This is a genomic window from Rhodococcus sp. T7 (assembly GCF_009872365.1).
Lineage (GTDB): Bacteria > Actinomycetota > Actinomycetes > Mycobacteriales > Mycobacteriaceae > Rhodococcus_F.
The window spans coordinates 138,676-138,997 of record NZ_WXYH01000389.1; the positions used below are offsets into that span (position 1 = coordinate 138,676).

1 pseudogene is annotated in these 322 nt (G+C 63.0%); it reads right to left on the reverse strand.

The window, feature by feature from the left end:
- Window positions 1-76: 76 nt before the first annotated feature.
- A pseudogene (locus MLGJGCBP_RS44610) lies at window positions 77-253 on the reverse strand (IS3 family transposase); the annotation flags it as partial.
- Window positions 254-322: the final 69 nt, after the last annotated feature.

Sequence of the window (322 nt, forward strand, 5' to 3'; positions counted from 1 at the left end):
GTCGACCGCCGACTGCGGTGATCGTCGACTACATAGACGTTCACCGCTCCCGTTTCGGGGTCGACCCGATCTGTACTTCCCGCTCCACCTCGGCCCGCCCGCTCCACGACACGTCACGATCGATCAGCTCGGTTTTGTAGAGACCGATCGTCGATTCCATCAATCCGTTGTCGAGGGCGTCCCCGACGCTGCCGATCGACCCGGCGATCCCCGAAGCGATCAACGCCTCGGTGAAGGCCAGCGACGTGTACTGACCAGGCTCAACCGGTGGAAGCAACACCTCGATAACGGAGGTGTGGGAATGGGACGACCACCCGGGTGG